Source organism: Enterococcus sp. LJL90 (genome assembly GCF_056924355.1).
The window spans coordinates 38,279-51,926 of record NZ_JBXPBQ010000005.1; the positions used below are offsets into that span (position 1 = coordinate 38,279).

Sequence of the window (13,648 nt, forward strand, 5' to 3'; positions counted from 1 at the left end):
ATAAGTTATTCTTATGGAATTGAAGTAGCGAATGTTTAAGTAAAATTCTTTTTATTCTGAATATTGAAAAAACGCTTGACATTTTTTCCTTTTACCAGTATCGTTGACTGCATACTAAATTAACTAAAAATTCTGAAAATTCAAAGGTGATTTTAATGACCAATCAAATTAAAGGCTATTCACGTTCATACGTTTACTTATTAATCTAGCGGGGCTCTTTTTCTTGTAAAAGATAAAAGGAGTCCTGTTCGCATTGCATAAAGTTAAAAACTTTATGGAATGCTTTTTTTATATATTTATTTCATTAGGAGGAAATGACTATGGCCAGAGAAATACAATTTTTTGATACGACATTGAGGGACGGCGAACAAACACCGGGGGTAAATTTTAATCCTCAAGAAAAATTACAAATTGCGCTCCAATTAGAAAAATGGGGCATTGATACCATCGAAGCCGGCTTTCCCAATGCTTCGCCGGGGGATTTCGAATCGGTGACAAGCATTGCCAATGCTTGTCAAAGAATGACTGTTGCCGGCCTGGCCCGTTGTAAAAAAGAAGACATCGATGCGGCGTATAAAGCGCTAAAGGGAGCCAAGTATCCGCAGATTCACGTTTTTCTGGCTACGAGCCCAGTGCATATGGAATATAAGTTGAAAATGACTCCTGATGAAGTATTGGATTCGATAACCGAGCATGTGACCTATGCTAAAAAATATTTTGCCAAGGTACAATTTTCACCGGAGGATGCGACGCGGACACCGATTGACTTTCTGGTGGAGGCGGTTCAACGGGCAGTAGACGCCGGGGCGACGATCATCAATATTCCCGATACAGTCGGCTATTCGAATCCGACTGAATATGGAAAAATTTTTAAAACAATGCGAGAAAAAATTCAGACTACCGAAGAAATTATTTATTCCTCCCACTGCCATGACGATTTGGGGATGGCGACAGCTAATGCGCTGGCGGCCATTGAAAATGGCGCCAATCGGGTAGAGGGAACGGTCAACGGCATCGGTGAAAGAGCTGGCAATACCGCCCTTGAAGAAGTTGCCCTCGCCCTTTATGTCAGAAAAGATTTTTACCAAGCTGGTTCGCAAATTGTTCTGGCGGAAACGAAAAAAACGAGTGACTTGGTGTCCAGATTGTCAGGAATCGCCATTCCTAAAAATAAGGCGATTGTCGGCGGCAATGCTTACGCCCACGAGTCAGGTATCCACCAAGACGGCGTGTTAAAAAATCCAGAAACTTATGAAATTATCACACCGCAATTGGTGGGTATTCAAACCAATTCGTTGCCATTGGGCAAACTTTCTGGGCGCCACGCCTTCTTCGCTAAGATTAAAGAGCTGGGCTACGATTTGAGTGAGGACAAGAAAAATGCGACTTTTGAAAAATTCAAAGCTCTGGCAGATAAAAAGAAACAGATTACCGATGTTGACCTGCATGCGCTAGTGACGACACAACAGCAGGTGCAAGAAGCCCAAAGCGTTTTGGAAAATCTGCAGCTGCAATATGTTGCTAACGGCAAGCAAGGTGCCATTGTTGAAATTAAGTGTCCGAAAAATACGACTAGTTACGTCGGCACCTCGGTTGGTCAAGGAAGTATTGAGGCGATTTATTCGGCAATTGACGAAGTTTATGCACGGCCCGTTCGTTTGGCGGAATACCAAATTCGAGCGCTAACTGAAGGGGAAGATTCCCAAGCAGAAGTGCGGGTGATGATTGAAGACACCGAAACCCACCACATGTATACCGGCGTTGCCATCAATTTTGATGTCTTGAAGGCTTCAGCGTTGGCTTATCTGCAGGCAAATGAAACGATGAAAAATATTTTTAAAGAGGAGCAAAAAGCATGAAGACAATTGTAGCATTGGCGGGCGATGGCATTGGCCCAGAAATTATGGCAAGTGGTCTAGAAATTTTAAAGACGATTTCAACAATCGATCAATTGGAGTTTACGATTGAGGACAAAGTCTTTGGCGGAGCTGCCATTGATGAAACGGGACAGGCTTTACCGGCAGACACGCTGGCGGCCTGTGAAAAGGCCGACGCCATTTTATTGGGAGCCATCGGCGGACCAAAGTGGCAGACAGGTTCTGAAACTCCTGAAAAAGGTTTGCTGGCCTTGCGAAAATCTTTAAACCTCTTTGCCAATATTCGTCCAATTACCATTTTAGACGAACTGGTGAAATTTTCACCGATTAAAGAAGAGATAGTCAAGGGCACGGACTTTGTTGTTGTCCGAGAGCTGACCGGCGGCATTTACTTTGGCGAACCGAGAAGATTGAGTCCTGAAGAAGCGCTAGACACCAATGTCTACACGAGAAAAGAAATTGAACGGATTATCCGCCAAGCCTTTGAGCTGGCGAAAACTAGACGCAAAAAAGTCACTTCTGTTGATAAGGCCAATGTTTTGGCCACTAGCAAACTCTGGCGCTCCATCGCCGAAGAAATTGCGGCAGAATATCCAGAGGTCACGTTTGAAAATCAGCTAGTGGACTCGGTTGCGATGAAAATTATCCAAATGCCGACAGCCTTTGACGTGATTGTCACGGAAAATCTTTTCGGCGACATTTTAAGTGATGAGTCCTCTGTTCTGGCCGGCTCCATCGGCGTTTTGCCAAGTGCCAGCCACAGTGATAATGGGCCTTCATTGTATGAGCCGATTCACGGGTCGGCTCCGGATATCGCCGGGAAAAATTTAGCGAATCCTTTGTCGATGATTTATTCGATTACCATGATGTTAAAACAAAGCTTTGGTTATTTTGCCAGTGCTGAAAAAATTGAACAGGCCTGCGATCAGGTGATAGCCGCCGGGATTTATACTCCCGATTTAGGCGGGAAATACGGAACCAAAGAATTTACACAAGAAGTCATCAACACACTACAATCGACGGAGGTAAGATAATGGTGCAAACTCTATTTGACAAGCTGTGGGAAAAACATGTCATCACAGGAAAAGAAGGCGAACCGCAGCTTTTATATATCGATCTGCATCTCATTCATGAGGTGACTTCGCCGCAAGCCTTTGAAGGACTGCGGGAAAATCAGCGGGATGTGCATCAAAAAAAGAAAACCTTTGCGACGATGGATCACAACACGCCGACTAAGGATATTTACAACATCACCGATTTGATCTCGAAAAAGCAAATCGATACGCTGCGGGAAAACTGCCAAGAATTTGGCATCGAGCTGTGCGATAACGGTTCGGAAATGCAGGGGATTGTGCATATGGTCGGACCAGAAACCGGCTTGACGCAGCCGGGGAAAACCATTGTTTGTGGCGATTCTCATACAGCAACTCATGGAGCTTTCGGGGCGCTAGCCTTTGGGATTGGGACCAGCGAGGTGGAACACGTTTTTGCAACGCAAACCTTGTGGCAAAGCAAACCCAAAAAAATGGGCGTAAAAATTACCGGTCAGTTGCCTGAGGGCGTCTATGCCAAAGATATTATTTTGGCTTTGATTGCCAAATACGGCGTTGATTTTGGTGTTGGTTATGCCGTGGAATATCTCGGCGATACGATTGAAGCTCTTTCGATGGAAGAACGCATGACCATCTGCAACATGTCGATTGAAGGTGGCGCTAAGATGGGTCTAATTGCGCCAGATGAAAAAACTTTCGCCTATGTCGCTGGTAAACAACATGCACCAACCGACATGGCGGCTGCCATTAAAGATTGGCAGCAGTTGAAAACAGAGGAAGGTGCTCAGTTTGATGAGCTATTGGAATTAGATGTCAACAATCTAGCGCCTTTTATCACTTGGGGAACTAATCCCGGCATGGGCATTCCGATTACTGACAAGCTACCGGAAATCAAAGATATCAATGATGAGCGGGCTTATCAGTACATGGACTTGGTCCCGGGACAAAATCCGACGGACATTAATATCGAATATGTTTTTATCGGCTCATGTACCAATGGCCGGCTTTCTGATTTGCAAGAAGCCGCTAAGATAATTGAAAACAAAACGATTAAAGACGGCGTGACCGGCATTGTTGTACCCGGTTCAAGACCAGTCAAAAGAGCAGCTGAGGCACTAGGCTTGGATAAAATTTTTCAAGCAGCGGGCTTTGAATGGCGGGAACCGGGATGTTCAATGTGTCTTGGGATGAATCCAGACCGCGTGCCAGAAGGCATTCATTGCGCTTCTACGTCAAACCGCAACTTTGAAGGCCGACAAGGAAAAAATTCCCGTACGCATATCTGTTCTCCGGCCATGGCGGCAGCGGCAGCCATCAACGGAAAATTTGTCGACATTAGAACAACCATTTAAGGAGAAAAATATGGAAACTTTCACAGTGCACACGGGGCAAAGCGTCCCGCTTATGAATAATAATATCGATACCGATCAAATCATTCCTAAAGTCTTTTTAAAACGGATTGAAAAAAAGGGCTACGGCCAATTTCTTTTCAACGATTGGCGTTACAGCGCAGGACAACAGGACAATCCTGATTTCATTTTAAATCAGCCAGCCTATCAGAGAGCCTCAATTTTAATTTCAGGGGAAAACTTTGGCTCTGGTTCCTCGCGAGAACACGCTGCTTGGGCAATTCTTGATTATGGCTTTCGAGCGGTCATCGCCGGCAGCTTTAGCGATATTTTTTATATGAATGCCATTAAAAATGGCTTGCTGCCAATTGTTTTACCTCAAGCAGAACGAGATTTTTTGGCGGCTTTGCCTAAGGATAATCAAGTGACGATTGATTTGGCTGCTCAGGAAATCATCGCCGGCGACCAGAAATTTACCTTCGAGATTGATGCCACTTGGAAGGATAAATTATTAAATGGTTTGGATGACATTTCAATTACTATGAATTATCAAGCTGCGATTGCAGATTATGAGGCAGCAATTCCCAGCTATTGGCAATAGGGATTAAAAATATCCAAGCTGTTTTAACTGTACAGATTTTTTAAGCCCTAAGATAGAAAATCCCATATTTTTGTTTTAGCTATTGTCACAGCCTAGCTAAACTTTTTTGGCAGCAAGAGTAGGAATCTTAGGAAATTAAAAAATTTGCTAGCTTCCTCTCTTTGCTTTTTCCTTTTTAAGGAAAAAGGGACTTGCCATGTATAGTGACTCTAAAAAGTTAGACCAAAAATTTAACTTTTGGAGCTCGCTATAGTGTCTGTGATATTTAGCCATTTTTTAGTCAAAATCTAGCCATCTCCCTTATTATCCAAAGAATTTTCCGCTAAAAACGAAATAGTATTAAGAATTTTCAGACAAATTCAAAATTTTATATTGACAAATGAGAACATTAAGAATAATATTTAACAAAAGCACAATCTTTTCACACGGAAATTTAATCTAAGTTAATTGAGGAGTAACCCCCTATGAAAAACTCAAGACAAAATTTAGTCATTTTAATTTTATGATCAAGGACTTTGAAGGCAGAGAAAATTTCTGACACTTTGAGTCCTGTTTGTCTTTGGTAGATGGGGCTCTGACGAAGGCATCCCTAAATTTACGGGATGCCTTTTTAATTTAAAAAATTAGCAGCAGTAATGAAAACTAAGGAGATGTTGTTTATGCGCAGTGACAAAATTAAAGTTGGAATAGATGCGGCCCCCGCCCGCAGCCTGTTATATGCTACCGGGCAGGTAAAAAATGCTGAGGATATGCAAAAGCCTTTTATCGCTATCTGTAATTCTTATATCGATATCGTTCCCGGACACGTCCATTTAAGGGAATTGGCCGACATTGCTAAGGCGGCGATTATTGAAGCCGGCGGAATTCCCTTTGAATTCAATACAATTGGCGTTGATGATGGCATTGCGATGGGACACATCGGCATGCGTTATTCATTACCCAGCCGCGAATTGATTGCGGACGCTGCGGAAACAGTAATTAATGCCCACTGGTTTGACGGAGTCTTTTATATTCCTAACTGTGACAAAATTACTCCCGGAATGCTGCTGGCGGCCGTGAGAACCAATGTGCCGGGCATTTTTTGCTCCGGCGGTCCTATGAAGGCCGGCATTGATCCAAAAGGTCACTCAACAACACTTTCCTCAATGTTTGAAGCAGTTGGAACCTTTAAAGACGGTAAAATGAGCGAAGAAGATTTTCGTTTTATGGAACAAAATGCTTGTCCGGTCTGTGGCTCCTGTGCCGGAATGTTTACCGCTAACTCCATGAATTGCCTGATGGAAGTTTTAGGTATGGCCTTACCGGGCAACGGGACAATCTTAGCCGTTTCTGAAGAACGCAGAGAATTAGTTCGCCAATCGGCCTTCAAGCTGATGGATTTAGTGAAAAATCAAGTGAAGCCAAGAGACATTATCACCAAAGAAGCGATTGACGACGCCTTTGCATTAGACATGGCGATGGGGGGCTCAACGAATACCGTGCTCCACACGCTAGCCATTGCAAATGAAGCCGAGATTCCCTACAACTTAGAAGATATTAATGAAATCGCCAAAAAAGTACCTTACCTTTCTAAGATTGCACCATCTTCAGCTTACTCGATGCACGATGTCCATGAAGCTGGCGGAGTTTCCGCAATCATTAAAGAGTTAGTTGATTTGGAAACGGCGATTCATCCCGACCGTATCACGGTCACCGGCAACACCTTGCGAGAAAATGTCGCAACGGCGGCCATTAAAAATACGGATGTGATTCATCCAAAGGAAAATCCTTACAGTCCGGTCGGCGGCTTATCGATTTTATATGGCAACATCGCTCCAGAAGGCAGTGTCATTAAAGTCGGCGGAGTAGATCCTTCGATTAAGACCTTTGTCGGCAAAGCGATTTGTTTTGCCAGCCACGATGAAGCAGTGGAGGCGATTGATAATCACACAGTCCAGGCGGGACATGTCGTGGTCATTCGCTATGAAGGGCCTAAAGGTGGTCCGGGAATGCCGGAAATGCTAGCGCCAACCTCAAGTATTGTTGGTCGCGGTTTAGGCAAGGACGTTGCACTGATTACTGATGGCCGTTTCTCCGGAGCTACTCGGGGAATCGCCGTTGGACACATTTCACCTGAAGCGGCAGCCGGCGGACCGATTGCTCTAATTGAAGATGGTGATGAGATTACGATTGATTTGACTAATCGTCGGATTGAATTAAATGTCCCCCAAGAAACCCTTGCTACTAGACAAGATCAGTTGCCCCGTTTTAAAGCAAAAGTTAAAAAAGGTTGGTTGGCCCGCTATACGGCTTTAGTCACCTCTGCTCATACAGGAGGTGTGATGAAATTACCAGAAGATTTACTGGATTAAGGATGGATGCTTATGAAAGAAGAAAAAAGACAATCAGGTGCTGAGATTTTATTGCAAGCCTTGAAGGATGAGGGTGTGGATACGATTTTTGGCTATCCCGGCGGCGCAGTCTTGCCTTTGTATGACGCCCTTTACTCCGCTGATTTCAAACATATTCTCACTCGTCACGAGCAAGGTGCAGTCCATGCTGCCGAAGGGTATGCGAAAGCTACCGGAAAACCAGGAGTTGTGATTGTAACTAGCGGGCCCGGAGCTACCAATGCGGTCACCGGCATTGCCGATGCTATGGCGGATTCAGTTCCCTTAGTCGTTATCACAGGACAGGTCGGGACAGCAGGGATTGGTAAAGATGCGTTTCAAGAGGCAGACATTTTAGGGCTGACGATGCCCATCACTAAAAATAATTATCAAGTGCGGGAAGTTGAAGACCTGCCCCGCATGATGGCAGAAGCTTTTCACATTGCCACCACCGGTCGTAAAGGTCCAGTCGTAATTGATTTACCAAAAGATATTTCGGTTTCGCAAATGACGCCGGTTAAGCTCCCACCGGTGAATTTAGCAAGTTATCAGCCGACTTTTCAGCCTAATCAGCTGCAAGTCAAAAAATTAGTTGAAGCCCTCGCCGAAGCGAAAAAACCGGTTGTCTTAGCTGGTGCGGGAGTCATCCAAGCCAACGCCAGTCAAGAGTTAATTGAATTTGCCGAAAAATTTCAAGTGCCGGTGCTAACGACTTTACTCGGCTTAGGCAGCATTCCCTATGAACATGAGCTGTTTTTAGGCATGGGGGGGATGCACGGTTCTTTTGCCGCAAACATGGCTCTAACCGATTGTGATTTGCTGATCAACATTGGTTCCCGCTTTGACGACCGTTTAGCCAGTGCGCCGGGGGAATTTGCCCCTAATGCGCTTGTCGCACATATCGATGTCGACCCGGCTGAAATCGGGAAAATTATTGAGACGGCAATTCCGATTGTAGGGGATGCGAAGGAAGCATTGAAACAGTTGATTGCCACCGGCTCCAGAGAACCAAAATGTGAAGAGTGGCGGAAGCTAAACCAGTCCCGTAAGAAAATGCACCCTTTTAATTTTGATCGGCAAGCCACTGATGAAATCAAACCGCAACGGGTAGTAGAACTAGTCGGTGAGCTGACAGGCGGTCAAGCAATCGTTGCGACAGATGTTGGCCAGCATCAAATGTGGGTCGCCCAGTATTATCCCTTTGAAAATGAAAACCAGATTATCACCAGCGGCGGCTTAGGCACGATGGGCTATGGCATTCCCGCCGCAATTGGCGCCAAACTAGGCCAACCGCAAAAAGAGGTCGTTGTTTTTGTTGGCGATGGCGGATTTCAAATGACCAATCAAGAATTGGCGATTTTAAATGATTACGGCATCGATTTAAAAGTAATTTTGATGAACAACCATTCTCTCGGTATGGTGCGGCAATGGCAGGAAAGCTTTTTTGATAATCGTCGCTCAGAGTCAGTGTTTAGCAGTCAACCGGATTTTGTCAAAATGGCCGAGGCCTATCACATTGCTGGCACCCGGATTGACAATCCAGCGACCTTTGAAGCGGACTTTAAAGCCGCCTTTGAAAAGGTCGGCCCAGCACTAATTGAAGTCGTCGTATCAAACACAGAGCATGTCTTGCCGATGGTACCGGCCGGCAAACCAAACTATCAGATGTTGGGGGTGTGGAGTAAATGAGAAGAGTCATTACTGCAACCGTAAATAATAATTCGGGAGTCTTAAACCGTTTTAGTGGCGTGTTAAGCCGCCGTCAAGTAAATATTGATAGTATTTCCGTCGGGGCAACCGAGCTGGAAAATGTCTCTCGGATTACAATCGTCATTCATGTGGCAGATCTGGCAGAAAGCGAACAGGTCACCAAGCAGCTGAATAAGCAGATTGATGTGATAAAGGTCTCGGATATTACCGATGAGCCTCATCTTGAACGAGAATTAATTTTAGTCAAGGTCAATGCTCCCGCTAGCAGCCGTTCAGAGATTTTAGCTTTAATCGATCCGTTTCGCGGCAACATTATCGACGTTGGGAACAAAACAATCGTCATCCAAGTGACAGGCACCAGCGAAAAAATCAACGCCTTTGTTGATGTGGTCGCACCTTACGGCATTAAACAAGTCGCCCGAACCGGTATCACCGGCTTTACCAGAGGAAAAAATAATTAGTTACTTAAAGCGCAGGCTTTTTGAATAAACCAACCAATTGGAGGAATTAGTATTATGGCAAAAGTATATTATGATGATTCAGTTGCAACAAATCAGCTTGAAGGTAAAACAATCGCAATTATCGGCTACGGCTCACAGGGCCATGCCCATGCCCAAAACCTACGGGACAACGGCAATCAAGTCGTAATCGGAATTCGGGAAGGCAAGTCTGCCGAAGCAGCCAGAAATGATGGCTTTGAAGTATTATCAGCAGCCGATGCAACTAAAAAAGCGGATGTTGTAATGATTTTAGCGCCAGACGAAATTCAAGGCACACTTTACGAAAATGAAATTGCACCGAATTTAGAAGCGGGCAATTCTTTAGTCTTTGCCCACGGCTTCAACATCCATTTTGACGTCATTACTCCTCCAAAAGATGTCGATGTGTTCTTAGTAGCACCAAAAGGCCCCGGCCATCTTGTACGCCGGACCTTTACAGAAGGCTTTGCGGTACCAGCATTATTTGCAGTTTTCCAAGATGCTACCGGCGACGCTCGTGAAAAAGCTCTCTCTTATGCAAAAGGAATTGGCGCTACCCGTGTCGGCGTGTTAGAAACGACCTTTAAAGAAGAAACTGAGACCGATTTGTTTGGTGAACAAGCTGTATTATGTGGTGGCTTGACCAGCATGATTGAAGCAGGTTTTGAAACCCTAACCGAAGCTGGTTACCAACCAGAATTAGCTTACTTTGAAGTTTGTCATGAAATGAAACTTATCGTGGACTTGATTTATGAAGGAGGCTTTGAAAAAATGCGGAACTCTATTTCAAATACTGCGGAATATGGTGATTATGTTTCTGGTCCACGGGTCATCACGGCTGAGACTAAGAAAAACATGAAGGCTGTTTTAACGGATATCCAAAACGGCAATTTTGCTAAAGGCTTTATCGATGATAACAAAAATGGCTTTAAAGAGTTCTACAAAATGCGTGAAGACAATGCCGGTCATCCAATTGAAAAAGTTGGCGCCGACCTTCGGAAAATGATGCCCTTCGTATCAAAAAATGACTAATAAGAGGTGGAAGTATGTCATTGGTTACAGCAGAAGACGTGTTACAGGCTTATGAGAAGATTGCTGAGGCGGTGGATCAGACGCCTTTACAATATGACCGCTATCTTTCAGAAAAATATGACTGCCAAGTTTATTTAAAGCGAGAGGATCTGCAAAAGGTCCGCTCCTTTAAATTGCGGGGGGCCTATTATGCGATTAGGTCCCAGCCTTATGACGCCATTAAAAAAGGCGTCGTCTGTGCCAGCGCCGGTAACCACGCCCAAGGAGTTGCATATACGTGTAATGAAATGCAAATTCCTGCGACTATTTTCATGCCGACAACTACACCGAATCAAAAGATTTCCCAGGTCGAATTTTTTGGTGGAAATTTTGTCGAGGTCCGTTTAATCGGCGATACCTTTGATGCCTCCGCAGCGGCCGCCAAAGAATTCAGCCAAGTCAATCAACTCGTCTTTATCGACCCATTTAATGATGAAAAAATTATTGCCGGTCAAGGCACGTTAGCGGTCGAAGTTTTCAACGAGGCTAAGGCGGCGGATGTCCAAATTGATTTTGTTTTAACCGCAGTTGGTGGCGGTGGACTAATTAGCGGAGTTGCCTCCTATACCAAAGGCGTTTCCCCTGAAACTAAAGTTGTGGGGGTTGAGCCTTTAGGGGCCCCTTCCATGACAGCTGCTTTTGCTGCTGGAAAACCGGTGATGCTGGAAACAATTGATAAATTTGTTGACGGGGCAGCCGTTAAAGAAGTAGGCCAACTGACATATGAACACGCCACCGCCTATGTTGATGAATTAATCACAGTTGACGAAGGCGAAGTTTGTTCCACCATTTTGGATTTATACACCAAACAAGCTATTGTAGTTGAACCAGCCGGCGCTCTAAGCGTAACAGCTTTGAATCATCTAACCGCAGAAATTAAAGGCAAAACCGTTGTGTGTGTCATCAGCGGTGGCAATAACGATATTAATCGGATGTCAGAAATTGACGAACGGGCATTAATTTATGCCGGCTTGAAGCACTATTTCTTAGTCAATTTCCCGCAACGTCCCGGCGCCTTAAAGGAATTTGTAACGGACATCTTAGGTCCCAATGACGATATCACGCGATTTGAATACACTAAAAAAATCAATCGCGGCATGGGTCCAGTAATGATTGGCATCCAGCTGCGAAACAAAGAAGATTTGCCGGCTCTATTAGAAAACCTGGCAGGCTTCGATCCAAAGTATATTGATTTGAAAGAGAATCAGATGTTGTATTCTTTGCTGGTTTAGGATTGGTAGGGATGAGGTAACTAAAGCGATAAAATTATAACCGATTTACAGTGAAGGAAATATAAGTGCAGAATTTGCAAAAATGGTTCTAAAAATTTTGGTTTGTTGCTAATTATTTCAATTTTTAGTGCTTTCAGATTCTTTAGAGACTATCTGATTTATTCCATCGCTCCTATTGTTAAACTTAAATTTTTTTTAGAATGAACTGAAAGACTGTGCATAAGTGAATACAGAACTAATATTTCCGAACAATATTTGGTAAGAATTATCGATTTGTGATGAGGCCTACCGGACCTAAGGAGTACTGGAATTCCTGTCTTACGGAACGGTGGAATCACAAGGTCAAATCCCAGCTGTCTCGGAAATTACATCTGTAAAAAGCTTGTTGCGCAGGCTTTTTTTATGTTCCCCAATTTCTGAACTAAGCTAAGTTTCAGTTAAATTTATTTTTCAGTAAACCCACAAAGTCCGTACTACAAATAGGTTTGACTAGTATAAAAAATTAAAAAGAAAAAAATAGCTAGTATGTATTGCAATCTAGTGAAAGGTGCGCTAAACTATTTTTAAGCTAATATGTATTGCAATATAGTTGGTGAAAAGTAGGTGATTAAATGTCAGTTAGCAATAGGTCGTCGCAGATGTTGAAGGGAATTCTTTCCGGTTGCATTCTGGTTTTGTTTAGTCAAGATACCTTGTATGGGTATACGCTAAGCTTGGAGTTAGAGAAAATCGGGTTTGATCAAATTCCTAAAGGGACAATCTATCCTCTGTTGCTTAATTTAGAAAAAAAAGGATTGATTGAAGGCTATCGCGTTCCTTCACCAGATGGGCCTAGTCGAAAATATTATAATTTGACTGAGCAAGGGGAGCTTGAAAAAGAGCAGTTTATAGAAGAGTGGGGCCACCTCAAAAAAAATGTTGATAGGCTGCTGAATGTAGATGAAAAGAAGGGATGACACATGATGACAACAGATGAGTTGATTCAAAAAAATAGTGAGCTTCAAAAGCAATTAAATCCAGCAAATCAAAGTTATTACGGAGATTTGGTAGTTTATCTTAGAGCAAAAGGGACTTTCAAAAATGAATTGGTAATCGAAGAAAAAGCCTTTGAAATTTTACAAGATATCTTGGAATCTCAAGCAGAAGGCATTGATGCTGAGGAATATTTTGGAAAACAACCTAAGGAAATTGCCGATGAACTGATACAGGCTGTCCCAATTAGTATCAAGGAATTCTTAAAATTAATCTTGTCAGCATTAGGAGCTTACACGGTCTTCAGCCTATTTCCTGCCTTAGTATTACCCAGCAAGGCCTTCGATGTCGGCGCATTTGCGATTGTAGCTTTATATTCTCTGGCTATCGCCTTGTTGATATTTTGGTTAGTTGGCACCAATGTGTATCAAAAGAAAAAGAAGCTTGTTAATGTGCTCAATGTGATTCTCCTTGGCGTGCTCTTAGCCGGCGGAGTGCTGCTCTTAACGATGGTTCAAACCCCTTATCAATTCAGAATTACCGGAATTTGGGGCATACTGACCATCTTGATTTTACTAGTAGTCACGGCTGTCTTATTTTTCAAACAAACACACGATAATAGAAAACTCTGGGCGGTATTTATACCGGCGATTACCAGCTGTGCCATCATTGGAATCTTTTCCAGAATTACAATGTTTTCACAATTTTTTGAGACGATGACAGGCAGGTACATTGTGGCTGCTGTGCTAGTCCTCTCTATCATTATCCAGTATTTGCTGATTTACCTTTACACTAGAAAACCTAAAAAAAGCGTAGTTCAATAAGAAAACTACTCCTCAAAAATTTGATTTTCGAGAGTCAATACAACCATCATCACAGAATCTGTCTGCTAGATTCAAACTGAGAATCCGCAGCACATGATTTTGCGATGATTTT

The 13,648-nt window shown here is 43.5% G+C and carries 11 protein-coding genes; all 11 read left to right on the forward strand.

Annotated elements, in window-relative coordinates; translation table 11 throughout:
* The first annotated feature begins 320 nt into the window (after nucleotides 1–320).
* Nucleotides 321–1,859 carry a 2-isopropylmalate synthase gene (locus AC1Z3S_RS12050; protein ID WP_461740560.1) on the forward strand — a complete coding sequence of 513 codons (1,539 nt, stop codon included), beginning with the start codon at nucleotides 321–323 and terminating at the stop codon, nucleotides 1,857–1,859.
* Nucleotides 1,856–2,911 (forward strand): 3-isopropylmalate dehydrogenase, encoded by a 1,056-nt coding sequence (leuB, locus tag AC1Z3S_RS12055; RefSeq protein WP_461740561.1) that lies wholly within the window; start codon nucleotides 1,856–1,858, stop codon nucleotides 2,909–2,911. Before AC1Z3S_RS12050 ends, leuB begins: the two co-directional genes overlap by 4 nt.
* Nucleotides 2,911–4,281 carry a 3-isopropylmalate dehydratase large subunit gene (leuC, locus tag AC1Z3S_RS12060; RefSeq protein WP_461740562.1) on the forward strand — a complete coding sequence of 457 codons (1,371 nt, stop codon included), beginning with the start codon at nucleotides 2,911–2,913 and terminating at the stop codon, nucleotides 4,279–4,281. Before leuB ends, leuC begins: the two co-directional genes overlap by 1 nt.
* A 10-nt stretch (nucleotides 4,282–4,291) precedes the next feature.
* Nucleotides 4,292–4,879 (forward strand): 3-isopropylmalate dehydratase small subunit, encoded by a 588-nt coding sequence (gene leuD, locus AC1Z3S_RS12065; RefSeq protein WP_461740563.1) that lies wholly within the window; start codon nucleotides 4,292–4,294, stop codon nucleotides 4,877–4,879.
* A gap of 659 nt (nucleotides 4,880–5,538) precedes the next feature.
* Nucleotides 5,539–7,230, forward strand: a complete 1,692-nt coding sequence (gene ilvD / locus AC1Z3S_RS12070; protein ID WP_461740564.1) for a dihydroxy-acid dehydratase — start codon at nucleotides 5,539–5,541, stop codon at nucleotides 7,228–7,230.
* 6 nt (nucleotides 7,231–7,236) lie between these two features.
* Nucleotides 7,237–8,937 carry a biosynthetic-type acetolactate synthase large subunit gene (ilvB, locus tag AC1Z3S_RS12075; protein ID WP_461740565.1) on the forward strand — a complete coding sequence of 567 codons (1,701 nt, stop codon included), beginning with the start codon at nucleotides 7,237–7,239 and terminating at the stop codon, nucleotides 8,935–8,937.
* On the forward strand, nucleotides 8,934–9,419 hold the full coding sequence (ilvN, locus tag AC1Z3S_RS12080) for an acetolactate synthase small subunit (RefSeq protein WP_265459616.1): 486 nt from the start codon (nucleotides 8,934–8,936) through the stop codon (nucleotides 9,417–9,419). The genes ilvB and ilvN overlap by 4 nt, the downstream gene beginning before the upstream one ends.
* 54 nt (nucleotides 9,420–9,473) lie before the next feature.
* Nucleotides 9,474–10,469 (forward strand): ketol-acid reductoisomerase, encoded by a 996-nt coding sequence (ilvC, locus tag AC1Z3S_RS12085; protein ID WP_461738114.1) that lies wholly within the window; start codon nucleotides 9,474–9,476, stop codon nucleotides 10,467–10,469.
* Between the two features lie 14 nt (nucleotides 10,470–10,483).
* Nucleotides 10,484–11,740, forward strand: coding sequence for a threonine ammonia-lyase IlvA (gene ilvA, locus AC1Z3S_RS12090; protein WP_461740566.1), 1,257 nt, complete (start codon nucleotides 10,484–10,486; stop codon nucleotides 11,738–11,740).
* 638 nt (nucleotides 11,741–12,378) lie between these two features.
* Entirely contained in the window at nucleotides 12,379–12,696 is a 318-nt protein-coding gene (locus AC1Z3S_RS12095) for a PadR family transcriptional regulator (RefSeq protein WP_461738119.1), read from the forward strand.
* A 3-nt stretch (nucleotides 12,697–12,699) separates the two neighbouring features.
* Nucleotides 12,700–13,536 carry a hypothetical protein gene (locus AC1Z3S_RS12100; RefSeq protein ID WP_461740567.1) on the forward strand — a complete coding sequence of 279 codons (837 nt, stop codon included), beginning with the start codon at nucleotides 12,700–12,702 and terminating at the stop codon, nucleotides 13,534–13,536.
* Nucleotides 13,537–13,648: the final 112 nt, after the last annotated feature.